At 67.7% G+C, this 26,303-nt stretch carries 28 protein-coding genes; 9 read left to right on the forward strand and 19 right to left on the reverse strand.

Annotated elements, in window-relative coordinates; translation table 11 throughout:
• Positions 1-30: 30 nt before the first annotated feature.
• From LWE61_RS00210 to LWE61_RS00220, 3 genes are read right to left on the reverse strand one after another with little or no spacing between them, the layout of a single operon-like run.
• The gene (locus LWE61_RS00210) at positions 31-852 is read right to left on the reverse strand and encodes a ferritin-like domain-containing protein (RefSeq protein WP_267961534.1); all 822 of its coding nucleotides are present in this window, start codon (positions 850-852) and stop codon (positions 31-33) included.
• The gene (locus LWE61_RS00215) at positions 845-1,309 is read right to left on the reverse strand and encodes a peroxiredoxin (protein WP_234147679.1); all 465 of its coding nucleotides are present in this window, start codon (positions 1,307-1,309) and stop codon (positions 845-847) included. Before LWE61_RS00215 ends, LWE61_RS00210 begins: the two co-directional genes overlap by 8 nt.
• A complete protein-coding gene (locus tag LWE61_RS00220; protein WP_234147681.1) occupies positions 1,290-3,995 on the reverse strand; it encodes a bifunctional [glutamine synthetase] adenylyltransferase/[glutamine synthetase]-adenylyl-L-tyrosine phosphorylase in 2,706 nt (901 codons plus the stop codon). Before LWE61_RS00220 ends, LWE61_RS00215 begins: the two co-directional genes overlap by 20 nt.
• Before the next feature lie 134 nt (positions 3,996-4,129).
• On the opposite strand from LWE61_RS00220, the gene LWE61_RS00225 reads away from it, so the two are divergent.
• The gene (locus tag LWE61_RS00225; RefSeq protein ID WP_234147682.1) at positions 4,130-4,276 is read left to right on the forward strand and encodes a hypothetical protein; all 147 of its coding nucleotides are present in this window, start codon (positions 4,130-4,132) and stop codon (positions 4,274-4,276) included.
• A 104-nt stretch (positions 4,277-4,380) separates the two neighbouring features.
• Here LWE61_RS00225 and LWE61_RS00230 read toward each other — a convergent pair whose 3' ends face one another.
• Together LWE61_RS00230 and LWE61_RS20530 are read right to left on the reverse strand one after the other, a co-directional pair.
• Positions 4,381-4,995 (reverse strand): sigma-70 family RNA polymerase sigma factor, encoded by a 615-nt coding sequence (locus tag LWE61_RS00230; RefSeq protein WP_234148561.1) that lies wholly within the window; start codon positions 4,993-4,995, stop codon positions 4,381-4,383.
• Between the two features lie 187 nt (positions 4,996-5,182).
• Positions 5,183-5,317 (reverse strand): hypothetical protein, encoded by a 135-nt coding sequence (locus tag LWE61_RS20530; protein ID WP_267961535.1) that lies wholly within the window; start codon positions 5,315-5,317, stop codon positions 5,183-5,185.
• Positions 5,318-5,654: 337 nt separating this feature from the next.
• Here LWE61_RS20530 and LWE61_RS00235 point away from each other — a divergent pair, with 337 nt between their 5' ends.
• Both LWE61_RS00235 and LWE61_RS00240 read left to right on the forward strand, forming a co-directional pair.
• Complete coding sequence (locus tag LWE61_RS00235; protein ID WP_234147684.1) at positions 5,655-6,020, forward strand: PRC-barrel domain-containing protein; 366 nt, start codon at positions 5,655-5,657, stop codon at positions 6,018-6,020.
• 116 nt (positions 6,021-6,136) lie between these two features.
• A complete protein-coding gene (locus tag LWE61_RS00240; protein ID WP_234147685.1) occupies positions 6,137-6,859 on the forward strand; it encodes an SIMPL domain-containing protein in 723 nt (240 codons plus the stop codon).
• Here LWE61_RS00240 and LWE61_RS00245 read toward each other — a convergent pair.
• The 5 genes from LWE61_RS00245 to LWE61_RS00265 all read right to left on the reverse strand — a co-directional run bounded on the left by LWE61_RS00245 (position 6,847) and on the right by LWE61_RS00265 (position 11,562).
• Positions 6,847-7,749, reverse strand: a complete 903-nt coding sequence (locus tag LWE61_RS00245; RefSeq protein ID WP_234147687.1) for a tetratricopeptide repeat protein — start codon at positions 7,747-7,749, stop codon at positions 6,847-6,849. The two genes, LWE61_RS00240 and LWE61_RS00245, sit on opposite strands and share 13 nt — an antisense overlap.
• Before the next feature lie 32 nt (positions 7,750-7,781).
• Complete coding sequence (locus tag LWE61_RS00250; RefSeq protein WP_234148562.1) at positions 7,782-8,513, reverse strand: alpha/beta fold hydrolase; 732 nt, start codon at positions 8,511-8,513, stop codon at positions 7,782-7,784.
• Between the two features lie 57 nt (positions 8,514-8,570).
• Entirely contained in the window at positions 8,571-9,677 is a 1,107-nt protein-coding gene (locus LWE61_RS00255; protein WP_234147688.1) for a M48 family metallopeptidase, read from the reverse strand.
• A gap of 14 nt (positions 9,678-9,691) precedes the next feature.
• A complete protein-coding gene (locus LWE61_RS00260; protein WP_234147689.1) occupies positions 9,692-10,768 on the reverse strand; it encodes a YjgN family protein in 1,077 nt (358 codons plus the stop codon).
• Positions 10,769-11,094: 326 nt separating this feature from the next.
• The gene (locus LWE61_RS00265; protein ID WP_234147691.1) at positions 11,095-11,562 is read right to left on the reverse strand and encodes a peptidylprolyl isomerase; all 468 of its coding nucleotides are present in this window, start codon (positions 11,560-11,562) and stop codon (positions 11,095-11,097) included.
• Between the two features lie 249 nt (positions 11,563-11,811).
• On the opposite strand from LWE61_RS00265, the gene mgtE reads away from it, so the two are divergent.
• Together mgtE and LWE61_RS00275 are read left to right on the forward strand one after the other, a co-directional pair.
• Positions 11,812-13,185 (forward strand): magnesium transporter, encoded by a 1,374-nt coding sequence (gene mgtE, locus LWE61_RS00270; RefSeq protein ID WP_234148563.1) that lies wholly within the window; start codon positions 11,812-11,814, stop codon positions 13,183-13,185.
• Positions 13,186-13,194: 9 nt separating this feature from the next.
• Positions 13,195-13,584, forward strand: a complete 390-nt coding sequence (locus LWE61_RS00275; protein ID WP_234147694.1) for a DUF1489 family protein — start codon at positions 13,195-13,197, stop codon at positions 13,582-13,584.
• A gap of 57 nt (positions 13,585-13,641) precedes the next feature.
• On the opposite strand, the gene LWE61_RS00280 is transcribed toward LWE61_RS00275, so the two are convergent.
• Positions 13,642-14,121, reverse strand: a complete 480-nt coding sequence (locus LWE61_RS00280) for a hemerythrin domain-containing protein (protein ID WP_234147696.1) — start codon at positions 14,119-14,121, stop codon at positions 13,642-13,644.
• A gap of 110 nt (positions 14,122-14,231) precedes the next feature.
• Positions 14,232-14,654, reverse strand: coding sequence for a hypothetical protein (locus LWE61_RS00285; RefSeq protein WP_234147698.1), 423 nt, complete (start codon positions 14,652-14,654; stop codon positions 14,232-14,234).
• A 288-nt stretch (positions 14,655-14,942) separates the two neighbouring features.
• Here LWE61_RS00285 and LWE61_RS00290 point away from each other — a divergent pair, with 288 nt between their 5' ends.
• The 3 genes from LWE61_RS00290 to prsR all read left to right on the forward strand — a co-directional run bounded on the left by LWE61_RS00290 (position 14,943) and on the right by prsR (position 19,930).
• Entirely contained in the window at positions 14,943-16,331 is a 1,389-nt protein-coding gene (locus LWE61_RS00290; protein ID WP_234147701.1) for a TIGR03013 family XrtA/PEP-CTERM system glycosyltransferase, read from the forward strand.
• 63 nt (positions 16,332-16,394) lie between these two features.
• The gene (gene prsK / locus LWE61_RS00295; protein ID WP_234147704.1) at positions 16,395-18,563 is read left to right on the forward strand and encodes an XrtA/PEP-CTERM system histidine kinase PrsK; all 2,169 of its coding nucleotides are present in this window, start codon (positions 16,395-16,397) and stop codon (positions 18,561-18,563) included.
• Positions 18,563-19,930: a PEP-CTERM-box response regulator transcription factor gene (gene prsR / locus LWE61_RS00300; protein ID WP_234147705.1), complete on the forward strand. Its 1,368-nt coding sequence runs from the start codon at positions 18,563-18,565 to the stop codon at positions 19,928-19,930. The genes prsK and prsR overlap by 1 nt, the downstream gene beginning before the upstream one ends.
• 6 nt (positions 19,931-19,936) lie before the next feature.
• On the opposite strand, the gene LWE61_RS00305 is transcribed toward prsR, so the two are convergent.
• The 7 genes from LWE61_RS00305 to LWE61_RS00335 all read right to left on the reverse strand — a co-directional run bounded on the left by LWE61_RS00305 (position 19,937) and on the right by LWE61_RS00335 (position 25,643).
• Positions 19,937-20,308: a GntR family transcriptional regulator gene (locus LWE61_RS00305; protein WP_234147717.1), complete on the reverse strand. Its 372-nt coding sequence runs from the start codon at positions 20,306-20,308 to the stop codon at positions 19,937-19,939.
• 80 nt (positions 20,309-20,388) lie between these two features.
• Positions 20,389-20,958, reverse strand: coding sequence for a nitroreductase family protein (locus LWE61_RS00310; protein ID WP_234147719.1), 570 nt, complete (start codon positions 20,956-20,958; stop codon positions 20,389-20,391).
• Between the two features lie 58 nt (positions 20,959-21,016).
• Positions 21,017-21,979: a phytoene/squalene synthase family protein gene (locus LWE61_RS00315; protein ID WP_234147721.1), complete on the reverse strand. Its 963-nt coding sequence runs from the start codon at positions 21,977-21,979 to the stop codon at positions 21,017-21,019.
• On the reverse strand, positions 21,979-22,560 hold the full coding sequence (locus LWE61_RS00320; protein ID WP_234148564.1) for an LOG family protein: 582 nt from the start codon (positions 22,558-22,560) through the stop codon (positions 21,979-21,981). Before LWE61_RS00320 ends, LWE61_RS00315 begins: the two co-directional genes overlap by 1 nt.
• Positions 22,561-22,565: 5 nt before the next feature.
• A complete protein-coding gene (locus LWE61_RS00325; protein ID WP_234147724.1) occupies positions 22,566-24,044 on the reverse strand; it encodes a phytoene desaturase in 1,479 nt (492 codons plus the stop codon).
• On the reverse strand, positions 24,041-25,210 hold the full coding sequence (gene crtY / locus LWE61_RS00330) for a lycopene beta-cyclase CrtY (RefSeq protein WP_234147726.1): 1,170 nt from the start codon (positions 25,208-25,210) through the stop codon (positions 24,041-24,043). The genes LWE61_RS00325 and crtY overlap by 4 nt, the downstream gene beginning before the upstream one ends.
• A gap of 22 nt (positions 25,211-25,232) precedes the next feature.
• Positions 25,233-25,643 (reverse strand): dihydroneopterin aldolase, encoded by a 411-nt coding sequence (locus LWE61_RS00335; protein ID WP_234147729.1) that lies wholly within the window; start codon positions 25,641-25,643, stop codon positions 25,233-25,235.
• Between the two features lie 85 nt (positions 25,644-25,728).
• On the opposite strand from LWE61_RS00335, the gene LWE61_RS00340 reads away from it, so the two are divergent.
• A complete protein-coding gene (locus LWE61_RS00340) occupies positions 25,729-26,256 on the forward strand; it encodes a GNAT family N-acetyltransferase (protein ID WP_234147731.1) in 528 nt (175 codons plus the stop codon).
• Positions 26,257-26,303 lie beyond the last annotated feature (47 nt).

Genomic DNA, 26,303 nt, shown 5'->3' on the forward strand with positions numbered 1-26,303 from the left:
TGTTGGTTGCACTGTTCAGCGGACAAACGGTTAATGGGCAAGTGCCGCATAATATTCCTGGGTTAAACCGGCCTGTCGACGCGCCGAGTCGTTGAACGGAGGCTTAACCGTGCCGCGAAAGTGGCACTGGACAAGATACTGAAAGGTTAACGCCGGCGCGAATCCCCGGAGATTCGCCACCGTTTCGAACCACTTCACACCCGCCGCGACATGCCCCACTTCATCGCTGGCGATGCGCGTCAGGATGCGGGACGAAATGCTGTCACCGGCCTGTGCCAGCCGCGCGATCATCTGCGGCGTCACGTCCAGCGCCCGCGCCTCCAGCACCAGCGGCACTACGGCGAGGCGGGCGGCGAGATCGTCGCGCGTGTCATGCGCGGCATCCCACAACCCGTCATGCGCGGGCAGCGCGCCATAATGGCTGCCCAACTGGCGCAGCCGCCGGTCGACCAGCGCGAAGTGCATCGCCTCCTCCGCGCCGACCCGCATCCAGTCATCGACGAAATCGCGCGGCAACCCGTCCCCGAATCGCCCGATCAGGTCGAACGCCAGGTCGATGGCGGAAAATTCGATATGGGCGAGCGCGTGGAGCAGGGCGACCCGCCCCTTCTCCCCCCCGCCGCTGCTGCGCCGGGGCATACGGTTGGGCGGCAACAGTTCCGGGGCGTCAGGCCGTGCGGGCACGTCCGGCATCGCCCTATCGAAACGATGATCCAGCCGCCCCGCCCGCCATGCGCGTGACACATGGCGTGCCAGCATCAACTTGGCGCGCGGCTGCGCGGTGGTCAGGACGGCGTGGCAGGCGGATGCGACGGATGGGAGAGCGGTGGGGGGCAAGGCGGGTTCAGCCAAGCGCCCGCGCCGCCTCGAGCACCTCCGCCGCGTGCCCCTTCACCTTCACCGATGGCCAGACGCGCACCGCCGTGCCGACCGCGTCGAACAGGAAAGTGGCACGGGCAATGCCCATATATGCCCGGCCATACAGCTTCTTTTCGATCCATGTCCCGAACGCCTCGCACACCGCGCCATCGCCGTCGGAGGCGAGGGTGACGGTCAGGCCATGCTTGGCCGCGAATTTGGCGAGCTTTGCGGGGGTATCCTTCGACACGCCGATCACCGGCACGCCGAGGGCGTCGAAATCCCCCTGAAGCGCGCTGAAATCCAGCGCCTCGTTGGTGCATCCCGGCGTGTCCGCCTTGGGATAGAAATAGACGACGAGCGGTTTGCCCGCATGGTCGGCGAGCGCGATAGGCGCGCCGTCCGATCCGGCCAGCGTCACAGGTGGCAGGCTATCCCCGGTCGTCAGCATCGCCAAACTCCTTTGCAATCCCGCCCCATGCGGCGCCGACGCTCTGCCGCGCCGCCGCGATTTGCGCAAGCAGATCGGCCCAATCCTTCGCCCCGCAGGCGCGCGCGACGAGAGGCCGTGTCTCCGCCGCAGGCTCCTCCGACCCCGGCGTCACCAGCCGCGCGACGACCAGATAGCGGATCATCAGGTCGTGCGCGGGCAGGATGGTGGCGGGCAGATGGCCCGCATCCGTCAGCGTCGCAATCGCGTCCCGCAGGTCCGGCGCGAAACCCTGCCCGGTGCGGAATTGCGTGACATGGACCAGAAATTCGATGTCGACCAGACCGCCGGGCAGCAGCTTGACGTCCAGATCGCCCTTGGGCCGCTTGTGCGTGGCAATGTCGCCGCGCATCTTCACGGCGGCACGGGCCAGTTCGGCGGTGTCCCGCTCCGCCCGGAGGGTGTGGGTCACGATGTCCTGCAACGCCCCGCGCGCCGCAGCCGAGCCAAAGACCGGGCGGGCGCGGGTCAGAGCCAGATGCTCCCACGCCCAGGCCGATTCCGCCTGATAGCGGGCGAAACTGTCGTAGCTGACGCACAGCAGGCCCTGCGCGCCGGACGGGCGCAACCGGGTGTCCACCTCGTACAGCGGCCCCGCCGCCGTGGCGACGGACAGGGCGTTGCCGACCCGCTGCGCCAGACGGTTGAAATATTGGGTCGCGCCCAGCGGCTTTGCGCCGTCCGATTCCGCCGCGAAATCACCGGTGAACAGGAAGATGAGGTCAAGGTCGGAGGCGTGGGTGAGCAACCCGCCGCCGAGCCGGCCGAGCGCGAGGATGACCAGTTCGCCGCCGGGGATGCGGCCATGCGTCCGCTCGAACTCCGCGACGGTCGCGGCGGCCAGCACCTCGATCGCGGCGCCCGCGACCCGGCCATAGCCCGCCGCCGCCTCTATGGGATCGCTGGCCCCGCGCACGATCTGCACGCCCAATGCAAAGCGGCGCTCGCCCACCTTCTTGCGCACGCTGTCGAGCAGCGCCTCATAACCCTCTCCGGCCTCCTGATGCCCGAAGTCCGCGATGAGTTGCGCGATGGGCGGCATGGGGTCGAAAGCGCTGGCGTCGATCAGCCCGTCGAGCAGCGACGCCTGTCGCCCCAGCGCCTCCGCCAGAGTCGGTGCATGACTCAATATCTCCACGAGGATCTGGGCGAGGCCGGGCCGGGCCGACAGCAGGCGGAAGATGTTGATCGCCGATGGCAGGCCGCGCAGCAGCGCGTCGAGGCGCAGCACGGTGGCGGCGGGATCGGGCGCCTTTGCGATGGCGCGCATCACTTCGGGCAGCATGTCCTCCAGCGCCTCCCGCGCCGGGGGTGAGCGCAGGACACGGGCGTTGCCTTCCCGCCACTCCGCAATGCGGGCGAGCGCGGGGGCGGGATCGGCAAAGCCCATCTCCGCCAGTTGCTCGGCCAGCGCGTCGGGACTGCGCGACAGATGATCGTTCTTGTCGCCGCCGCTGGCCGCGACCAGTCCGTCGTAAAGGGTGCCGACCCGCTCGATATGGGGGGCCAGTTCCGCGACCAGCGCGTCGCCATCGGCCAGCCCCGCGAGGCGCGCGACGGTGTCGAGCGATTCGGGCGAGGTCGGCAGACTGTGCGTCTGAAGGTCGTTCACCATCTGGAGCCGATGCTCGATGGTGCGATATTCGCGATAGGCGGCGCCCAGCACAGCCGTCGTCTCACCCGCCACGATGCCCGCCGCGGTCAGCGCCGCCAGCGCATCCAGCGTCGCGGGCGCGCGCAGCGACGGGTCGCGGCCACCATGGATGAGTTGGTGGATCTGCGCGAAAAACTCCACCTCGCGGATGCCACCGCGACCGCGCTTCAGGTCGTAGCCCGCTCCCAGCCGCTGGCCCTGCGCATAATGGTCGCGGATGCGGCGGGTGATCTCACCGATGCCGGACACCGCCCCGAAATCGAGGCTGCGCCGCCAGACGAAGGGGCGGATAGCGGTGAGGAACATCTGGCCCAGCGCCCGGTCCCCCGCCGCCGCGCGGGCGCGGATGAACGCGGCCTGCTCCCACCCCATGGCGGTCGATTCATAATAGCTGATCGCCGCCTCCACCGGCAGCACGATGGGCGTGGCCTCCGGCGAGGGGCGCAGGCGCAGGTCGACGCGAAAGACATAGCCGTCCGCCGTCACATCGTTCATCAGCGAGACGACGCGGCGACCCAGCCGCACGGCGGCCTCCACCGGCTCCTCCCGCGTGCTGTGCGGCAGGGTGGTCGGGTCGAACAGCAATATGGGGTCGATGTCGGAGCTGTAGTTGAGTTCCGCCGAGCCATGCTTGCCCAGCGCCAGCACCGCAAAGCCGCGCGGCTCCGCATCCGGGTAGCGTTCCTGAAAGGCGGTCGCGATGGCCCGGTCCAGCGCGGCGTCGGCAAAGGCGGACAGACGCGCGGTGACGGTTTCCAACGGCCATGCCCCGGCCAGATCGGCAATAGCGATGACGAGGCCCCGCGCCCGCTTTTCAAGGCGCAGCGCCCGGCCGACCGGCTCGCCCTCCCCGACCAGCGCCGCCCGGTCCCAGGCGACGTCTATCGCGCCGTCGGCCAGCAGCGCCACAATGTCGGGAAACACCTCCATCTGGCGCGCCAGATAGCCGCTGTTCGCCCCGGCACGGTCCAGCGCATCGGTCAATCCTGTCATAACCCCATCCATAGCCGACACCCTGTCCATTCGTCGCAAGTCGCGGCTTAACAACGCAACTTTGGCATTTTCCCGCCGTTATTGTCTGCATGATGGAATATCGCAACCATAAGTCCCCAGAAGAAAGGAACGGCATGAACGGATCGCGCTATCGTGAAGTCGTATCGCCCGCCCGCTCGGACGGCGTGGGCGTGGCGTTGCGCCGGGCCTTTGCGCCGGGTGGCGACAGCGACGATTTCATGAGCCTGTTGCAGGAACTGGACCGCAAGACCGCGCCCTGACGAAATGGGGTGCGGGCGGCTGGAGCCTGACGGCAGACGCGGCGCAATCCCGAAGACCGACCCGAACACCGGCTCGGCCCGAAGACTGGACCGACAACCGGCGATCAGCGGCCTTCGCTGAGCCGGTCCACTTCGTCCATGATCTCGGTTAGCACACCCTCTGCGCTGTTATGATGGGTCGAGCGCGCCGGAAGAGCGCCCTGTTCGAGGATCGCCTCCAGCGCGGTGCGGCCACGCGCAACCCGGCTCTTGATCGTGCCCACCGCGACGCCGCAGATTTCCGCCGCTTCCTCATAGGCAAAGCCGCCCGCGCCGACGAGGATCAGCGCCTCCCGCTGGGGCTGGGGTAATTCCTGAAGCGCGCGTTGCAGGTCGGTCAGGTCGATATGCCGGTCCTGACTGGCGGGCGCGGCCAATATGCGGTCGGCGGTCAGATCGTCCCATTCGCCGCGAAAACGGTTGCGGCGCACCTGCGAGAGATAATGGTTGCGCAGGATGATGAAGGTCCAGGCGCGCATATTGGTGCCCGCCTGAAAGCGGGAGCGCGCGGCCCATGCCTTGAGCAGGGTTTCCTGCACCAGATCGTCGGCCAGGTCGCGGTTGCCCGACAGCGAGCGGCCAAAGGCGCGCAGATGCGGCACGATGGCCGTCAATTGCGCCTTGAACTCCGTATCGCTCAGCTGGACACGATCCTCGGCGAGTTCGGGAATGTCCGGCATGATCGACTCCGGGTCGTACCCGTGGTCGTCATGCGCCATTGCGGCCGTCATTCTCTTCCCCTCACCCTGCCGACCGGGGCACGACCCGGAGTCGCGGCGACCCATGGTGCATGTCGCCTTGCGGCCTGTCTGTGCGGCCTTCGGCCTGCGCGCGATCCAGCATCCCCATCGTCAAGCCGGCCAGATCCTATTGAACGCCCAAGATGAGGGCCATCGCGACTATTGCAAGGGCCAGCGATATGCCCAGCACATAGCGGACAATATGCGGCGTCGATCCGGCCCGCGCGCGGTCGGTCGAGATATGGGTTTCCTGCTGTGCCATCATGACCTCCAAAATCCGCCGAATCCGGTCCTGTATAAGGATCGGTCGTTTCGGCATTGAACGCGGGAGGCATTGCGCCGGTTCCATCCCCTTGCCGTCGTCCGCATGGCCTTTCACCGGAAAAGCGTTGCGACGACCACGCCACCCTACACCAGTGCCGCGCGCTGCACAGAAGCCGGCGTTTCCGTTCGTCCCTGTCGCCGACCGTTTCGTCCGGCTGGTTCCCTGCGGGTGCCTGCGGGCCCCTGCGGGTGGCGGAACGCGGCGGTGCGCGGCGGGTTCTTGATGCGACGGGCCGTCGCCGGACGATGGCCGGCACAGGAGAAGGATCAGGATCATGGCAGACACCGGCACATACGACCGATCATCGGTCATCGCATCGGACCGGGTGGAAGGCACGGCGGTCTACAACCCCGAAGGCGAGCGGCTGGGCAGCATCAGCCGCCTGCTGATCGGCAAGCGCGACGGGCAGGTGGAATGCGCCGTCCTGTCCTTTGGCGGTTTTCTGGGCATCGGCCATGAGCATTATCCGCTGCCCTGGCGCATGTTGAGCTACGACCTCGACAAAGGCGGCTATGTCGTCGCGCTCGACAAGAAGCAGCTGGAGGATGCGCCCCGCTACGAACTCAGCCGCGAACCGCAATTCGACGAGGCCTATACCAAGGCGCTGTACCAATATTATGGCGTCGCGCCGCTGTTCTGAGGGACAGTAGCGCCTCGAACCGTTCATCGTAATTCATGCACGGTTCAACCATGATGTCCTAGAGCCTCCCCTGCCCGCGCGTTCTCCCCGAACCGCAGGTGAGGGAGGATGACAGCATGGCGATCTGGCAAGAGGGCGCGGGCAAGGTGGCGATCGGCAGTGCCGCCCTCCTGGCGTTTGGAATGGTGACGGGCGGCTATCTGCTCGGCGACGGGCTGAAACGGGCAAAGGCCGCCGACCGGTCTGTGACCGTGCGCGGACTGGCGGAGCGGGACGTGACCGCCGACCTCGCCACCTGGACCATCGCCTATTCCGCGACAGGCACCGACCTGCCCACCGTCCGGGCGGAGATCGAGAATAATACGGCGGCGCTCAAGGGCTATTTCGCGGGGGTCGGGTTCAAGCCCAGCGACCTGTCGCCGATCGGCGCGGGCGTGAATCAGTTCATGAACAATGGCGTCAACACCATCACCATCACCCAGCGCATGCAGTTGCGCACCACCGACATCGCCCGCGCCCGGCGCGCGGTGGCGGGGCAGTTCGACCTCGTCCGGCGCGGCGTGACGCTCCAAGAAGGGTCGGGCATGGTGTACAGCTTCACCAAGCTCAACGCCGTCAAGCCGGCGATGGTGGCGCAGGCGACCATGGACGCGCGCAAGGCCGCCGAGCAATTCGCCAAGGACAGCGACACCGCTGTCGGCGGGATCAAGAGCGCCACGCAGGGATTTTTCTCCATCGAGGCGCGCGATGGCGATGCGGCGGGCGGCAATTATGGCGTCGCGGATTCACCCTATAAGAAGGTGCGGGTCGTCACGACCGTCGACTTCTACCTCGACTGAGGCTGGGACTGGGGCTGGGCATTGGGCCGGGCGGGCAAAGTGGCGGCGGGCTTGCCCATGGCGGGCGTGGCAGTGACGGGAGCATCGCCCAGTTGCGTGAGATAGCCGGTCGCCGCCTCCGCCACCGGCGTTCCCGCGCCCAATGTCTTTGCCCGGTGAAAGGCGGCGCGGGCGGCCAGATCGTCCTGGTCCAGCGCGGCGATCACGCCCTGCTCCAGCGCCACCGCCGCGTCATCGCCCGCGCGCGAGGCGGCCTCCGCGATATGGCGCTTGGCCAGCGGCAGATCGTTCATGCGGCGGGCCAGCGTCGCGGACAACAGCCAGATGAGCGGATCCTGCGGCGCGAGGCGTATGGCGTTGTCGAGGTCGGCGCGCGCGCCCGCCTCGTCCTTCACCGCCACGCGGGCGCGGGCGCGGTCGAGATAGGCCTCGCCCCGCTCGATCCCGTCAGGCAGCGCCGTCCCCGCCAGAGCGGCGTCAAGCGCGGTCAGCGCGCCGCCCGTATCCTGCCCCGCCAGCGCGGCATTGCCCGCCTGCGCCCACAGCCGCGCGGCAGCGGCGGCGTCACGGCCCGCCAGCCGTGCGCCGTCGCGGAACGCCGCCACCGCCTCCGTCCAGTGCCCCGCCTGCGCCTGCGCAAAGCCGAGGCACTGGCGCGCGGCCGGGCCGTCGCTGCGCGCGATCCACTGGTGGGCGCGGGTGATCGCCGCGCCGCTGTCGCGCCGGGCGAGGTCGGCGCACTCCTCCAGCGCGGGGTCGATGGCGGGCGTGACGATGCCCCGCCCCTTGAGCCGCCGTTCAGCGGGGGGCAGGCGACGCCCCATCACCGCGCCCAGTTCTGGATCGACGCCGGACGAGGCGGCGACAAGCAGGGCGAGGAACAGGGACATGGCGGTCTATCTCTTCGGTCGGAGAAGCGGGATCAGGGCAGGGTCGCGACGGTGCGGAGGAGGAGGGCAATATCCTCCGGCCGCGACAGGCGATGATCGCCATCCTTGACCAGCAACGTCTGTACATCGGCTGAACTGATCCGCCGCGCAATGGTGAGCGCAGTGAGCCAGGGCACATCCGGGTCGGCCTGCCCCTGCACCAGCCGCACGGGCGCTTCGATGGGGATGGCGGCGTCGAGAAGCCGATTCGCCTGCCCCGATTCCCAGAAGGCGCGGGTGGTCACATAAGGCTGGTCGCCATAATCGGTCGGCTCGACGATCTGCCCCTCGCTTTGAAGGACGGCCTTCTGGTCGTCGGTAAAGCCCCATTGGGTGAAGTCCGGCGCGGCGGCGATGCCGACCAGCCCGCGCACCTTCGCCCCCAGCGCCCGCGCCAGCAACAGCGCGATCCAGCCGCCCATCGACGACCCGACCAATATAACCTCGCCCGGCACGAAACAGTCGATCAGGAAGCGCGCATCGTCCCGCCAGCTGGCCAGCGTGCCGTCGGTGAACGCCCCCTCGCTCGCCCCGCAGCCGGCATAGTCGAGGCGCAGCATCGCCCGCCCTTCCTGCGCCGCCCATGCGTCGAGCGCCAACGCCTTGCCCCCGTCCATGTCCGACATATAGCCGGGCAGGAAGACGATCGCCGGTCCCGCCCCCTCCCGATAGCGGCAGGCAAGGCGCAGGCCGTCCGCCCGCGCAATCATCTGAAGCGGGGGCATCTGAAGCGGGGGCATCTCAATCAGGGGGTGCGCAGGAACCGTCTCGTCAGTCATGTCTCACCAGGAAAATCCGCTCGCCTTCGCGCCCTTCGGATCGGCGCGGCACATGCCCCGGATCGCCGCCCAGTCGGCATCGCTGAGCGCGGGGCCATAAGTTTTGCCGCGCTGTTTGCTGTTCTGGAACGCCGCCTTGCGATCCGCCGAGACGGGGTGCGAGCTGATCCAGCCCGTCGCCCGTTCCAGCTTCTCCCCGCCCTTGCCCCCGCCCAGCCGGTCGAAGAAGGCGGCGATTGGATCGGGTGAGATGGCGGCGGTGCGCAGCGCGTCGATGGCGTAGACGTCCGCCGCCCGCTCCGCATCGCGGCCATAGCTGAGCGACAATGCGCCGGAGACGAGCGCGCCGACATTGCCGTCCAGCCCGCCCAGCACCATGCTGAGGCCGAGCTGGCGAATCAGCGCCGCCATGGTGTCGCGGTGGCGGACATGGCCGATCTCATGCGCCAGCACGCCCGCCACCTCGTCCGCGGACTTCGCCTGTTTCAGCAGCCCGTCGAAGATCATGATCCGCCCGCCGGGCATCGCCACCGCATTGACCATGGGGATGTTGGCGACCTCGACCGAGCGGACGCCCGCCGCCTCCGCCCCCAGATGCGTGGCGAGCCGGTCCAGCGCCGTCCGCCCCGCCGCCGTGCGGCAGAAGCGCCCGCCGAAATCGCCGATCATCGCGTCGCCCAGCCGGTTCTCCACCGAACGGGGCACGAAGGGCGCGATCCAGGAGGGCGCGCTGAGCACCAGCGCGACGAATCCCGCCGCGATCGCCGTAAAGCCGATGGCGGCGCGGGTCAGGCCGAACCGATCGACCCACCGGCCATAGCGGGCGGGCAGCGGCAGATGCACGGCAAAGGCCTCCGGTGGCGGCCCTTCGAAGATCAGCCGCCAGCCCGCCAGCCCGTTCAGCCCATAGACCGACCGGCCCCGCGTCCCGTCGAGCGCCGCAATGTCCGACCAGCGGTGCGGCCCGCTGAAGACGCCGTCGCCCGACAGGGTGAAGCCCTCCCCCGTGGGCGCTACCCGCACCGCATGGCGCGTGGCGGAGCGGCCGTCATAATGCCATGCGGCGCCCTGTTGGCCGTCCTGCCCCGTGATCGCTGCGCCGTCGTCCATGCCGCCCCCGTCGATCAGAGCGCGCCGAGGTCGAAGGCGTCGAGAAGCCCCTCGCCCTGTCCCGGCTCGCGCGTGCGCGACTGACCCAGCGCCGACAGGCTGACCTCGCCGGTCGCCTCCAGATGGGTGACGAAGAATTTCCAGTGGCGATAGGAGAGGAACAGCGCCCCGAAGCCCAGCGTGACGACGACCAGCAGCACATCGCCCAGGAACAGCTTGAGCCACTGCACCGTCTTCGCCCCGAACTGGAACTGGATCTCACCCAGCGAGAGATTGCCGATCGCCTCCCGCAGGAAGGCCGCATAATAGGCCAGCGCGATCAGGCCGAGCAGGATGTAGATGCCGATGACCGCCACGATCAGGACGAGGATGGCGCCGATCGCCGCCGTCACGTCCATGTCCCGCCGCAGGAAGCCGGATGCGAACAGCCCGGCGACCCCGACCGCCCCCGCCGCGATCACGAAGGGGAGGAGGTAGAAGAGCAGGAACCGCTTGTAGATCGGTCCCGCCTGCGCCTCCGACCGGAAGGTCTGCGACCCGAAGCTCATCCTCTCCCACCGGTCGTTCCACAGTGATGTCATCGACCAGGGAATCAACAGCCAGAGCGGCAGCGCGCCGACGATGCTCTTCCACAGCCAAGAGAAGCCATAGGCGATGCCATTGTCATCGCTGCCACCCCGGATGCCGTGCCACCAACTGCGGCTGAGCCGGTAGCGCAGCGCCCGGAAACGCGCGACGCCCGCCAGCATCAGCAGGACGAGAAAGGCAGCGATGCCCAGCAGGCCCGCGATGGCGGCATGCCCCTGCAACGCCAGCGCCTGCGCCCCAAACTGGAGAAAGAAGAAGGGGATGCCAAAAAAGACCAGCGCCATGAGGAAGCCGACGAGCAGTTCCACGCCGGTCCCGGTCCATTCCAGCGATTCGTCGATGAAATGGGTGTTGGCCCATAGATATTTGCGCGTCCGCGTCGTCGCCCAGAAACGATAGATGCCCAGCGTGACGATCATCAGCAACAGGTTGGTGAAGGCAATAGGCGCATAGTCCTGCCATCGCCCAGTAAAGCGAGACGCGCTCGGCCTGTCTGCATCCATAGTTGCCACCCCCCGATATTGGCCGGGAAACAGACAGGGCGCACTTCCCCCTGTCAAGCGATTAGGGTGTGGGGAGGGGATTTGGGGGTGCCTTCCCTGCTGCCTGCGGGAGAGGTTGGGGATAGGCTCGCGCGGTGTTCGACGCCGACAGCGACCTGTCGGTCGCTTGCCCACCCCCGGCCCCTCCCGCAAGCGGGAGGGGGACGACATTCCTCTTTGAGCCGGAAGCCTCGGATAACGAAAAACCCTCCCCGGCACAGGTCCGGGGAGGGTTTTTACCGATAATAGGGACGCTGGATTCAGCCTTCGCTGACGGTCACCAATTGTCAGCCTTCGCTGACGGTCGCCTTGACGATCTTGCCAGGGGTGCGCGGCGGCTCGCCCTTGGGCAGGGCGTCGACATGCTCCATGCCGGACGTGACCTGACCCCAGACAGTGTACTGGCGGTCGAGGAAGGTGGCGTCGTCGAACACGATGAAGAACTGGCTGTTCGCGCTGTTCGGGTTGCTGGCGCGCGCCATGGAGCAAACGCCGCGCACATGCGGTTCCGCGCTGAACTCCGCCTTGAGGTCGGGCTGCTCCGAACCGCCCATGCCGGTGCCGGTCGGATCGCCGCCCTGCGCCATAAAGCCGTCGATCACGCGATGGAACACCACGCCATCGTAAAAGCCTTCCTTCGCGAGGCTGACGATACGCTCGACATGGCCGGGCGCCAGGTCGTCACGCAGCTTTATCACGACATCGCCGGTGCCATTGCCCGTGTCGAGCGTGAGGGTAAGGGTCTGATCGGCCATGGGGCATCCTTCTGAAAGATTGGCGTCCGGGCGGCGGGCACCCGGTACAGGCGGGCCGTCCTATCGCCTAACCCGCGTCGATGAAAGCCCCCGGATGATTGCATTTGGGCACAAGCTGGGCAAAAGCAGGGCCGGATACGTTGTGCAGTGCGAAAGGAGCTGGCGATGAGTGACGACAAGGCCAGTGTACGCCCCGGTTCGCACGGCGACGGCCCGATCGACGACGAGCGGGCGGACGGCGAAATCGTGATGGAGGACGGCGGCTCGCTGGACGAGGACGACCGGCTGAAGCCGGACTTCGTCAACGCCGTGCTGGACGCGGTGGACGAGGGCCGGGACGAGGAGGCCCGCGAACTGGTCGCGCCGCTCCACCCCGCGGACATCGCCGACCTTCTCGAACTCGTCCCCAATGAACAGCGCGGCGCGGTGGCGGCGGCGCTGGGCGACCTGGTCGGCGCGGAAGTGCTGTCCGAACTGAACGACTATGTCCGCGAGGCCATCGTCGAGGCGCTGGAGCCGCAACAGCTCGCCGACATCGCCAGCGAGCTGGACACCGACGACGCGGTCGCGATCATCGAGGATCTGGAGGAGGACGACCAGAAGGCCGTGCTCGACGCGATGGAGCCGGAGGACCGGGCCGCCATCGAGAGCGCCCTGTCCTACCCGGAGGAATCCGCCGGCCGCCTGATGCAGCGCGACCTGATCGCGGTGCCGGAGCATATGACGGTGGGGCAGGTCATCGACTTCCTGCAACACGGCAGCGACCTGACCACCGACTTCTGGGAAGTGTTCGTCGTGGACGAGGGCCACCGGCCGATCGGGACGTGCCAGTTGAGCTGGCTGCTGACCTGTCCGCGCGGCATTGCCATGGCCGATGTGATGAAGCGCGAGCAGACGCTGATCCCGGTCGACATGGATCAGGAGGAAGTCGGGCTGCGCTTCCAGAAATATGCGCTCATCTCCGCCGCCGTGGTCGATCCGGCCGGGCGGCTGGCGGGCATGATAACCGTCGACGACATCGTGCACGTCATCAGCCAGGAGGCGGGCGAAGACATATTGCGCCTGTCCGGCGCGGGCGAGGGCGACATCAACGAGCCGGTGGTCGACAGTTACAAAGCGCGGGTGCGCTGGCTGCTGACCAACCTGTTCACCGCGCTGCTGGCCTCCACCATCATCGCGCTGTTCGAACATACGATCGAGCGGATGGTCGCGCTGGCGACGCTGATGCCGATCGTGGCGGGCGTGGGCGGCAATGCGGGCAGCCAGACGATGGCGGTGACCGTGCGGGCGCTGGCCACCAACCAGATTACCCAGTCCAACACATGGCGGTCGATCCGGCGCGAGTTGCAGGTCGCGGTAATGAACGGCGGCACGGTCGCCATCGCGCTGGGCGTCGGTGTATCGCTGGTCTTTCAGGACAGCCATCTGGGCATGGTCATCGCGGCGGCCATGATGACCAATATCGTGACCGCCGGACTGGCGGGGGTCGCGGTGCCGCTGATCTTCGACCGGCTGGATCAGGATCCGGCGGTGGCCTCCTCCATCTTCGTCACGATGATTACGGATTCCATGGGCTTTTTCGCCTTCCTGGGCCTGGCGACGCTCAGCGGCATCGCGGGATAGGGGCGGGCGGTGCCGCTCCACATGACCAAGATCGCCTTTGGCTCGGACAGCGCGGTCACGCTGCGCGCCTGGCTGGAGAGCCATGCGGAGGAGGCGCTCCTCACCACTCGCTACATGCCCAAGCGCGTGGCGGAGATGGAGGGCGGCTCGCTCTACTGGATATTGGGCGGGGTGATGGTGGGGCGCAGCCCGCTGCGCGGCTTTGCGGAGAAGCCGGACGGCAAGGTGTGGATCAGGCTGGAACCGCGCCTGATCGCGGTGGAGGCGCGGCCGCGCCGGGCGCATCAGGGCTGGCGCTATCTGGAGGATAGCGACAAGCCTGCGGATGCGACGGGCGACAGCGGGGACACGCTGCCGCCCGCTCTGGCCAGCGAACTGGCGCGGTTGGGGCTGCTATAAGGGGCGCTTCAGCCGTTCAGCGCCGATGATGGCGGGACGGCTTCAGGAGAAGGCGGTTTACGCCTTCTCTTCTTCGGCGATGGCTTTTTCCGCGCGCTTCAGCTCGGCGGGCTTGCGGGCCTCGAAGACCGTGGCGAGGCGCTTTTCCTCCGCATCGGAGAGGCCATCGGAGGCTTCGGGGAACATCTCCTCCTCTTCCTCCTCGATATGGTGGAGGTAGCGTTTGCGCAGTTGCGCATAGATAGCGTTCCATTTCACCGAACCGGCGTCATGGTCGGCCATCTCCTCCATATAATCCTCAATCTCCTTATGCTCGGAAACGCTGTGCTGCGCCTCCTCGCGCAAGTCCGGCTTGGCGAGCATGGTGGAGTAGAGGCTTTCCTCCTCGGCGGCGGCATGGGCCGTCACCTCCGTCCGAAATTCGATGAACAATTTCTCCAGCGCGCCCTTGTCCTTCGTCTCGTCGATCCGGGCGAGCAGGGCGCGGTGATTGTCGTGATCCTTCTTCAGATCCGCGAAGATGCGGGCATCGGCCATCAGGTGCTCCTCGAAAAAAGGTCATTGAGAGGAGCAACGTCGCGATCCGGCAAAAGTTCAGACATGAATGTGCGGACCGGCGTTATCGCGCGCCAAATCCTGCATAAGCCCTAGCGGGCGGGGGGAGCGCGGCCTTCCAGTTGCCGTTCGGCATACCATTGGCGCAGCATGGCCAGCGAACAGCCGGTGAAGCCATTGGTGCCGACCGCCGAGCAACTGTTGGGCAGGAGCACGCGGCCTGACGCCTCCAGCGACTGCACATTGCTGGCCCAGCCGGGTGCGCCGACCGTCACCGCCTCCTTCTTCCGCAATTCCTTGGGGATGCGATAGCGGTCATTCTCCGGCTTGCGCGCGCACACGATGATGGTGCCGTCGTCCGACTGGGGACAGGGATCATTGCCATAGACGACCAGCGCGTTGATCCGTTCGTCCGGTTCCTGCGCGGCGACGAGCGCGGCGGGGAGGAACGCTGCGGCGAGGAGGAGGCCGAGGGCCGGCAGGAACGGCAGGGTGGAGCGCGGTGCAGGGGTCATGGCGGCATCCTCCGCCCCGGCGGCTGAACGGCCCGTGTATGGCATGGCCCGGCGGCGGACGGGGCGGCGGAGGCCGGGGGCGGGAGTGGGACCAGCGACGAGCGCGATCCGGGGGTGCGTGGCGGGGCCGGTCCAAGGGGTGGCGGCAGGGTTCGCGCCATGCCCACCGCTTTGTTCAGTCTATTTTTGCTTTTTCCGGGCATAAGCGAGCCGGATGAACGTACCACAATGGGACGGCGCGCCGGACGGCAGGCGTCGCCCCGGCGCGGTGCCAAGGACAGCGGCACGATGATCAGGCTCTTCAAACATTATATCCCCTACCCCGTGCTGCTGCTCGGCCTGCTGGATTTCCTGCTGCTGATCGCGTCGGCGGAGGCCGGTTGGATATTGCGCGCGCAGCAGATCGGCATGGATGTCGGCGAAATCTATGGCCGGGTCGGGCCGCTGCTGAGCTTTGGCGTATCCTTGCTGGTGTCGATGATCGCGGTGGGGGTCTATGGCCCTGAAGCGCTGCAATCGCTGCGGTTCGCCACCGCCCGCCTGCTGGTCGCCATCTCGCTGGGCGTGATCTTCCTGTCGGTCATGCATTTCACCATGCCGCAACTGACGCTGTGGCGGTCCAATTCGCTCTACGCCATGGTGCTGTCGTTCGGCGCGCTGCTGGCGCTGCGGGTCATGATCGGCTCCATGCTGGGCGGGGAGGCGTTCAAGCGGCGGCTGGTCGTGCTGGGCGCGGGCAAGCGCGCCGACCGGGTGCGCCAACTGGAGCAACGCAAGGGCAGCGGCTTTCTGGTCGTGGGCTATATCCAGATGAACGACGGCGAGCAGGTGATCGAGGAAGCGATCAACCGCAACGCCATCTTCAACCTGTCCGACTTCGTGGTGCGCATGGCGGCGAGCGAGGTCATCCTGGCGCTGGAGGAACGGCGCAATTCCGTCCCCATGGCGGACCTGTTGCGCATCAAGACGACCGGCGTGCACGTCAACGACCTGTCCACCTTTCTGGAGCGGGAGACGGGCCGTATCGACCTGGACACCGTCAATCCGAGCTGGCTGATCTTTTCCGACGGATTTTCCGCCGGGCAACGCCTGTCCAGCCTTGCCAAGCGCCTGTTCGACATTGGCGCCAGCGCGCTGCTGCTGGTGCTTACCGCGCCGGTCATCCTGCTGGGCGCGCTGATCGTGAAGCTCGATAGCAAGGGACCGGCCTTCTACCGGCAGGCACGTGTCGGCCTGTTCGGGCAGGAGTTCCAGATCGTCAAGCTGCGCACCATGCGGATCGACGCGGAGGTGAACGGACAGGCGGTGTGGGCGGAGAAAGACGACCCGCGCATCACCCGCGTCGGATATTGGCTGCGCAAGCTGCGTATCGACGAACTGCCGCAGACATGGGTGGTGCTGAAGGGCGACATGAGCTTCGTGGGGCCGCGCCCGGAACGACGCCAGTTCGTCGACGATCTGGTCCAGCACCTGCGCTATTATGCGGAGCGGCATATGGTGAAGCCGGGTATCACCGGCTGGGCGCAGATCAACTATCCCTATGGCGCGTCGATCGAGGACAGCCGCAACAAGCTGGAATATGACCTTTATTACGCCAAGAATTACTCCCCCTTCCTCGACCTGCTGATCCTGCTCCAGACGATCCGCGTCATCATCTGGCCGGAGGGTGCGCGCTGACATGCGATTCGGCGATGCTGAATCGGTGCGGGCCGGTGCCGCCACCCTGAATGACGAGCAGCCATGACCGGCTTCTGGGTCATATTGGGCGACTGGGGCTATGCGCTGGCGGCGGCCCTGTTCACGGCCATCGCGATAGTGACGTCACGACAGGGCAGCGGACAGCAGAGTATCGGGGGGCAGGCTGGCGGGGGGCAGGGCGGCAACAGTTCCGCGCGGCAGATGCTGATCGTCGCCCTCGTCATCACGGCGTTGTGGGCGCTCTATGGTCTGGTGGCGCGCAGCGTGGCAGGGCTGCCCAGCTTTTCGGGCGGGGTGGCGGAGACCGCGCGCAACGGGGCCTGGCTGACCGTGTCCTGGCTGTTGTTGCGCGGGTCCAGCACCCGGCCCGGCGTCGATGCGATGCCCGCCGGCGCGCGGCCGGTATTCTATGCCCTGCTACTGGCACTGGGGTGCCAGCTATGCCTCGACATGGTGGTCAGCGACCTGGTACTGACCGAGGAGACGGTGCAGCCGCTGGTCCAGACGAGCTGGCTGCTGCGCGCGTCCACGGCGCTGGGCGCGATCTTCCTGCTCCATGGCCTGTATGCGCGGCTGGACCGGGAGAGGAGCAGCAGCATAGGCTGGCTGGGCTGCGCGCTCACCATCCTGTGGGCCTATGAGTTCAACCATTATCTGCTGGCGTGGCTGAGCGACGGCCGCTTCATCGCCATCGGCCAGATGCGCGGCGTGGTGATGACGCTGATCGCGCCGCTCATCATGCTGGGCACGGGGCAGCGGGAGCGGCGGGCGATCACCCTGTCGCGCCGTGCGACCTATCACACCGTCACCGTCGCGCTGGCGATCCTCTATGCCGTCGTTCTGCTGGCGATGATCGTGCTGATCCGCGTGACGGAGAATGTGCCAGCCCAGCTTATCCAGTTGGGCGCGGTGTTCGCCCTGTCGGTCTTCACCCTGATCCTGCTACCGTCCGCGCCCTTTCGCGCCTGGTTGCGGGTGGAGGTGGCCAAGCATCTGTTCACCCACCGATACGACTATCGGCAGGAGTGGATGCGCTTTGCGGACACGCTGGGCAGCGACGGAACGGATGGCGGCCTGCCCCCGCGCCGGGCCGCGCGAGCGGTGGCGCAACTGGTCTGCGCGCCCGGTGCGCTGTTGATGATGCGGGGGGAGGACGGGACGCTGGCGCCGGAGGCGGACTGGAACTGGCCGGAGGCGGACGCACCGGGCCATGTGATCGACGCCGGGCTGGCCGAACGATTGCAGGCGTCGGGATGGATCGCGGACATCCTCGACCCCGCCGACCCGCTGGCCGACGCCCTGCCCCGCTGGATGGCGGAGACGCTGGCCGCCTGGACGCTGGTGCCGTTGATCCACCATGGCATACTGACCGGTGCGGTGCTGCTCGCCCGGCCGCCGGGGCGCGGCGGCGTGGACTGGGAAGACCTCGACATGCTGCGCGTCGTCGCGCGGCAACTGGCCGTGACACTGAACGAGCGGCGGCAGCAACAGGCGCTGGCCGAGGGGCAGCGGTTCGACGAGTTCAACCGCCGATTCGCCTTCATCCTGCACGACATCAAGAATATGGTCAGCCAGATGAGCCTGCTGGCCGCCAATGCGGAGCGTCATGCGGAAAACCCCGCCTTTCGCGCCGACATGGTGCTGACCCTGCGCGAGACGGCGGACCGGATGAACGACCTGATCGCCCGGCTGGCCCGGCCCGACCCGGTGCGGGCGGGCGACAGGGCCGTATGCGACATGGGCGCGGTGGTGCGCGACGTGACGGGGCGCGGCGCGGCACGCGGCCGGGTGCAGGTGTCGGGCACGGAGCGGCTGATGGTGCGCGGCGACGCCGGGCGGCTGACGCAGGCCATCGGCCATCTGGTGCAGAACGCCCTCGACGCGACGCTGGCGGACGGCGCGCCGGTGCGGCTCGCCCTGACGCAGGAGGGGGACAGGGCACGGGTCGGGATCACCGACCGGGGCTGCGGCATGTCGGCCGAATTCGTGCGCGACGGGCTGTTCCGGCCCTTTGCCTCCACCAAGGCGATGGGATTCGGGCTGGGCGCGCACGAAGCCCGATCCCTGATAATGGCGATGGGCGGACAGTTGAGCGTCACCAGCCGCGAGGGCGAGGGCACCGAATTTACGCTTTCTTTGCCGCTGGTCGTGGACAGTGAGGCAGACGCCCTGTCCCCCCTCCCCCACCTGCGTGACCGAAAGACCGGCTGATGGCTGATAGCCGCCCGAAATTGCTGATCGTCGAGGATGATGCCGGACTGCAACGGCAGCTCCGCTGGTCCTATGACGAATATCAGATCTTCATGGCGGGCGACCGTGAGGAGGCGATCGCCATCCTGCGCGCGGAATCCCCGCATGTCGTCACGCTGGACCTCGGCCTGCCACCGGACCCGGACGGGGTGACGGAGGGTTTCGCCACGCTGGCCGAGATATTGCGGATCGCGCCCGATACGAAGGTGGTGATCGCGTCCGGCCATGGCGAGCGGGAAAGCGCGCGCCGATCCATCGCGGAGGGAGCGTGGGATTTCTACCAAAAGCCCATCGACCTCGATTCGCTGCGCCATATCGTCGCGCGCGCTTTTCACGTCCACCGGCTGGAGGCGGAGAATGTGCGGCTGGCGGACAGGGCGCCGGAGGACCGGCGGGTGCTGGGCGGCCTCGTCACCGGCGCGCCGGAGATGATGGCGGTCGCGCGCATGGTGGAGCGGGTCGCCCCCGCCGAGGTGGCGGTGATGCTGCTGGGCGCGAGCGGGACGGGAAAGGAGCTGATCGCGCGCGCGGTGCATGACGCCAGCCCGCGCGGGGGCGGGCCGTTCGTGGCGATCAACTGCGCCGCCATTCCGGAGACGCTGCTGGAAAGCGAATTGTTCGGGCATGAGAAGGGCGCGTTCACCGGAGCGATCCGCACCACCCCGGGCAAGATCGAGGGCGCGAACGGCGGCACCCTGTTCCTCGACGAGGTGGGCGATATTCCGCTGCCCCTTCAGGTCAAGCTGCTGCGCTTCCTGCAGGAACGGACGGTCGAGCGGTTGGGCGGGCGGGAAGCGATCCGGGTGGATACGCGCATCGTCTGCGCCACCCATCAGGACGTTGACGCGATGATGGCCGACGGCCGCTTTCGCGATGACCTCTATTACCGGCTGGCCGAGATGGTGATCCGCATCCCCACGCTGGCGCAGCGGCCCGGCGATCCGATGCTGCTGGCCCGGCATTTCCTGAAACGGCATGCGGCAGCGATGAACCCCGCCGTCACCGGATTCGCGCCGGACGCGGTGGCGGCGATCGACAGCTGGACCTGGCCCGGCAATGTGCGGGAGCTGGAGAATCGGGTGAAGCGCGCCGTCATCATGGCGGAGGGCAAGATGGTGGCCGCGCGCGACCTGGACCTGCCCGGCGGCGAGGGCGACGCGGACGGCGCGATCGTCAACCTGAAGGCGGCGCGGGAACGGGCGGACCGACAGGCCATCCGCCATGCCCTGTCGCGGGCGGACGGCAATATCTCCGGCGCGGCCAAACTGCTGGGGGTGAGCCGGCCGACATTATATGATCTGATGAAAAGCTATGACCTGAGCGCCTGATGGCGGTCAGGCATCCTCGCCCAGAGACAGGTCCTGTGACACATCCTGCGGCAGGTCGGCGTGGGTGAGGCCGAGGCGGCGCATCTGCTGCGCGACCGGCGGCCAGACGCTGCCCAGAAAGCGCGCCCGTTCCGCCGCGCGCACGCGGGCCGATGCGCCCTCCGCCAGGAACAGGCCGACCCCGCGCCGCACGAGGATGAGGCCGTCGTCCTGAAAACTCTGATACGCCTTGGCCACCGTCAGCGGGTTGGCGCCCTGGGCCGCGGCGAGGGCGCGCACGGACGGCAGCATCGCGCCATCATCATAGACCCCGTCCAATATCGACGCGGTGATGATGTCCCTGAGACGCAGATAGACGGGTCGCACATCCTCGGCCATGACTGCATCAGTGCCATAACACAGCGAAGCGCGCAAGACGGGCTGTGCCAGCGACCCCGGCGGAAACCCTCGACCGGGCCTTACCAGACCGAGACGACATCCTCATAATCCGGGCGGGGGCGTTCCTCCAGCTCTGCACCGGCAGTGCCGATGTAGATGAAGCCCGCGATCCGTTCGTCCGGGCCACCAAAGGCATCGCGCACATGATCGTCATAGGTCGCCCAGCCGGTCAGCCAGCCCGCCACGAAACCGAGCGCATGGGCGGCATGGCCGATGTTCATGCAGGCGGCCCCGGCGGACAATTCCTGCTCCCACACCGGAATCTTCGCCTCGCGGATCGGTTTGGAGAGAACGACGACAAGGGTCGGGGCCTGCTGCGCGAATTCGCGGTTGGCGGGGAGGTCCACCGGCCCTTTGCCATGGGCGCGGCCGGTCGCCTCCGCCAGCACCGCCTCGAACGCGGCGCGCCGCTCCTGCGGCACGATGACGAAGCGCCAGGGGGCGAGCTTGCCATGGTCGGGGGTGCGCATACCGACGGAGAGGATGGTGCGAAGTTGCTCGTCGGTCGGGCCGGGGGCGACCATCGCGCGCGGCTTGCCGCTGCGGCGGGTCTGGAGGAGCGAGAGGGGTGTCGTGGAATCGTTGAACATGGCGCGCAGCCCTAGCTGAATTTCGATAGTATCGAAACTGTTTTTTTAAGAGCGATTCTCATTCGGTAGAGCGGCAGGCGGACCAGCTTTGCGGGCGTCTCCACAGGGCGGGATCGCGTGGATGAAGGGGATAGAGGCGCGCGCGCACGGCGCCCTGCCCCGCCGACCGGACGAGCCAGCCCAGCTTCTCCCCCGTGCCGGTGGTCATGCGGCGGTCGAGCGCGCCCTGCCCCGCCGCACCAACCTTACGCGCGATGCCGCCATAGATGCCCGCCGCCGCCAGCACCGCCCAAGCGGCGCGGTAGGACAGGGCGGGCGTGCCCACCCGTGCACTGGCCTCGTACCGGGCCGCCAGTGCGGCGAGGCGGCCGGTCAGAATCGCCAGACCGGGCCGGGCGACAGGATCGCTCAGGGCGCCCTCGTCCAGCCCCATCTCGCGCAGCCAGTCGCGCGGCAGGTAGCAACGGCCCGCGGCGGCATCCTCCGCCACATCGCGCGCGACATTGGCGAGCTGGAAAGCGAGGCCGAGGTCGCAGGCGCGGTCGATCACCGCATCATCGTCCGGCTCCACCCCCATGACGATGGCCATCAGGCAGCCGACCGCGCCCGCGACATGATAGCAATAGGCGAGCAGGTCATTGAGCGTTTCGGGCCGCCAGCCCTCCGCATCCAGCGCGAAGCCTTCCAGCAGATCGTGGACATAGCGATGGGGCAGCGCACACTCCCGCGCGACGAGGGCGAGGCAGTCGAACGCGGCCTCCCCCGTCTGCTGCCCGGCCAGCGCGCCATCGGTGAGCCGTTCGATGCGGGACAGACGGGCGTCGAGGTCGGCCACGCTGGTCATCGCGCCGCCATGATCCTGTCCATCGACGATGTCGTCGCAGGCGCGGCACCAGGCGTAGAGCAACCACACCCTTTCCCGCATGACGGGGTCGAACAGGCGGGAGGCGGCCGCGAAGCTTTTCGATCCGCGCGCGATGCTGGCGCGGGCATGCGCGACCAGAGCGTCGCGCGACGCCATTATAAATCCGCCGCCGTCATGGCGAAGATGGCGCGGTGCGGGCGATAGGTGGCCATGGCGTCGAGCAGCGCGTCGAGCGTGTCGCGCGCGATCAGAATCCCCGCATGTTCCGCCCGGATGAAGCCGGTCGCGACCATATGGGCGTTGAAGGCAAGCAGCCCGTCGAAGAAGCCGCCATGATTGAGGATGCCCACGGGCTTGGCATGATAGCCAAGCTGCGCCCAACTGACCGCCTCCCACAATTCGTCCATGGTGCCGACGCCGCCGGGCAGGGTGACGAAACCGTCCGACAGGTCGGTGAAGCGCGCCTTGCGCTCATGCATGGTCTCGACGATTTCGAGGCGGGTGAGGCCGCTATGCGCCAGTTCGGCGCTGACGAGGGCGCGGGGGATGATGCCTGTCACCTCTCCCCCCGCCGCCAGCGCCGCATCGGCCAGCGCCCCCATCAGGCCGCGATGGCCGCCGCCATAGACCACGCCGATGCCGCGCCGGGCGAGCGCATCGCCCACCATGCGGGCCAGCGCGATATAGGCGGTATCGGGCGGCGTCGCGGAACCGCAATAGACGGCGAGATGGCGCAGGTGGATCATTGCACGCCCGCCAGCATCAGTTCCGCCGTCGCGCGCGCGCTGCCCACCACGCCGGGGATGCCCGCGCCGGGATGCGTGCCCGCGCCGACGAAATAGAGGTTCGCGATATTGTCGTCGCGGTTGTGCGCGCGGAACCATGCGCTCTGCGTCAGCAGCGGTTCGAGGCTGAAGGCGCTGCCGTTGAACGCGCCCAGATCCTGCTGGAAATCGCGCGGCGTATAATGGAACTGCACGGTGATGCGACCCCGCAGGTCGGGGATCAGGCGGCGCTCCACCTCCGCCAGGATGCTGTCGGCGAAACGCGGGCCAACCTCGTCCCAGTTCACCGGCAGCTTGCCCAGATGGGGCACCGGGGCCAGCGCATAGAAGGTCGAGTGGCCGTCGGGCGCCAGGCTGGGGTCGGTGACGGTGGGGTGGTGCAGGTAGAGGGAGAAATCCTCCGGCAGCACGCCATGGTCGTAGATGTCCTTCAGCAGCCCCTGATAGCGGGGACCGAACAGGATCATATGGTGGGGGATGCCCTGCCAGCTGCCCTTCACACCGAAATGCACGACGAAAAGGCTGGGCGACCAGCGTTTATGGGCCAGCTTCGCCGCCTGCGACGGGCCGCGCGGATGGCCCCGGATCAACGTGCCATAGGTGTGGACGAGGTCGGCGTTGCTGACCACCGCATCCGTCTCGATACGGAAACCGCTCACGGTGGAGACGGCGGTGGCGCGGTCGCCCAGCGTCTCAATCTCCGCCACCGGATCGCCGAGCCGCAACGTGCCACCGAGCCGTTCGAAATGGCGGACCATGCCGTTGACCAGCGCATTGGTGCCACCTTTGGCGAACCAGACGCCGCCATCCTTCTCCAGCTTGTGGATCAGGGCATAGATGGCGCTGGTCGTCATCGGGTTGCCGCCGACGAGGAGGGTGTGGAAGGACAGCGCCTGCCGCAGCTTCTCGTTCTTCACGAAGCTGGACACCATGGAATAGACCGACCGCCACGCCTGATGCTGGGCGAGCGAGGGCGCGGCCTTTATCATCGACGCGAAGTCGAGAAAGGCGACATGGCCGAGCTTCTGATAGCCCTCCCGATACACGCCCGCCGCATAGTCGAGGAATTTGGCATAGCCCGCGACATCCGCCGGATCGAGCTTCGCGATCTCCGTCATCAGCGCGGCATCGTCATTGCCATAGTCGAAATTGGTGCCGTCGGGCCAGTTGAGCCGGTAGAAGGGCGACACGGGCAGCAGGGTGACATCCTGCGCCATGTCATGGCCCGACAGGCGCCACAGCTGCGCCAGGCACTCCGGGTCGGTGATGACGGTGGGACCGGCGTCGAAGACATGGCCGTCGCGATGCCAGACATAGGCGCGGCCACCGGGCCGGTCGCGCGCCTCCAGCACGGTTGTCGCCACGCCGGCGGATTGCAGGCGGATGGCGAGCGCAAGCCCACCGAATCCGGCACCGATCACGACGGCTGTTTTCACCTGGTCTGTGCTCCCAGCACTGTAATCGCGCGTCCCAGTGGAACGGGCGGCTTGCCCGCCAAGATCCGCAACTTATCATAAATTGTGGACCGGCCCGTATAAAAGCGGTCGATGAGCGCGGGGTCAAGCCGATAGAAGCGCGACAGGATGCGGTGACGCTCCGATGCGTCCGCCGCCCGGAAGAGCAGCCGTGCGAGCAGACGATAGAAACGACCGCCGCGCCAGTGCGCCTGCGCCGCCCCGTGCAACGCGCCATGCAGGGCCGGGCCGCCAAGATCGGGGAGCGCGGCAATAGTAACGGCCGTCCGCACCGCATCGACCAGCGAATAGCCGGTCATGGCGTGGAAAAAACCACCGCGAAGGCCGATTTTCGCGACCCCCTCCCCGCCTGCGCGCCAATACCCCTCCAAATCGCCGCCCATGGCGACCGGCAGCACGCCCGTCTCGCTGCGCCCGACCGCCGCCACCGTCCAGCCCTGCCCAGCGGCATAGGCGGCGATGCGGGTTTCGAGCAGGCCGGTGTCGAGGTCGGGATCGGTGCTGTAATAGGTGTCCTCGACAAAGATGGAGCGGGGGCCGAGGGGCAGCAGATAGACGAAGCGATAGCCGTCCGCCTGATCCACCGTCGCATCCATGATGACCGGCCGGGTCAGGCCATGCGGCGCGGCGAGGTCCAGCCGCTGACCCATGAACTTCTGCCAGCCGAGGTCAAGGTGCGAGAGATCGCCCGGCCCGCGCGCGTCGATGACACCGCCCGCGACGATCGTCCGCCCGTCGGACAGGCGGACGGAGGTGGGCGTCACCAGATCGACCGGCGTGCCGAGATGCCATGATTCGGGGGGAAGCGCCTTGCGGAGGACCGCGTCCAGCCGCTCGCTCTCGATGCTCTGATAGCCCTGGGCAAAGCGGCGGGCGTGGTCGGCGAAGCGCACGTCATGGCCATCCCATGCATGGCAGACCAACGGCGCGACCAGCCAGCGATGCTCCGGCGCGATGTCGCTGGCGAAGCAGGACCACAGATGATTGCCGCCGAATTGCGGCCCCGCCTCGATCAGGGCGAGACGCAGGTCGGGGCGCTGTGCGGCGAGGGCCAGCGCGGTAAGTCCGCCCGCCAGCCCCCCGCCGACGATGGCGATGTCCACGGAGGGAGGGGCCGCCTCGCTCATCGCGCCTTCGCCCCGGCCGACATCATCGACGCCAGCGGCCGAGGGTGATGCCGATTTGCTCGGTCCGTTCGGTCAGCAACAACTTGACGATCTTGACCGTGACATGGCGCACCTTCTCATCCTGAAGGAACACGGTTTCGATGATATGGTCGGCCACGGCCTCGATCAGGGTGAAATGCCGGTCCGCGGGCAGCGCGGTGGTCGCGGCATGTTTCAGGTCCATATAGTTTTTGGAGGCGGACAGCGGCGTGTCGGGGTCATAATGGTCCGCCACGGTCAGGAGCGCGCGCACGCTGATCCGCAGCGGCTGCGGCAGATGCGTCTCCTCCGAATAGATGCCGGTCAGCACGTCGAAGTCGAGATCGTCGACCTCCAGCGTCAGAAAATCCTCCGAGGGGATGTAGGACGGGACGCCGCCGCCTATGCCAACCATATCTTCGCGCTTTCCATTTCCCGCGGAGCCGTTACAGCGCGCCGCTCCGGGCGCTATTGCCCGCTAGAAGACGGTACGGCAAGACGTGATACGGTTCGAGCCTCTCGCCGCGCAGGGCGCGGATGCGATCGACGCGCTGCTCGACACGGCGTTCGGGCCGGAGCGGCGCGGGCGCACCGCCTATGCGATCCGGCGCGGCATGGCGTGGATGACCGACCTCAGCTTCGCCAGCTTCTCCACCGAAAATGGCGCGATGACGGGACTGCTGCAAAGCTGGCCGATCGCGCTGCACGGGCCGGACGGGGTCCAGACGCCGCTGGTCATGGTCGGCCCGGTCGCGGTCCTGCCCGGCCAGCAGGGCAGCGGCGAAGGCCGCGCGCTGATGGACAGGCTGGTCGAGGAAGCGGCGCGCGTCACCGACGAGCCGCTGATGATGATCGGCGATCCAGGCTATTACCAGCGTTTCTGGGGCTTTACGGCGGAGGGCACGGGCCAGTGGCAGGCGCCGGGTCCGTTCGAGGCGCACCGGCTGCTCGCCCGGCTGTCGCGGCCCGGCGGCCATCCCCTGCCCCACGCGGGCATGTTGGGACCGAGGCCGGTAGTGTCGGCCTGAGGGGCGGCGACGGATTGCGAATCGGTGCGGGCGTTGACCATCCTGTC

Origin of the sequence: Sphingobium sufflavum (assembly GCF_021403115.1) — a bacterium.
Classification (GTDB): Bacteria; Pseudomonadota; Alphaproteobacteria; order Sphingomonadales; family Sphingomonadaceae; genus Sphingobium; species Sphingobium sufflavum.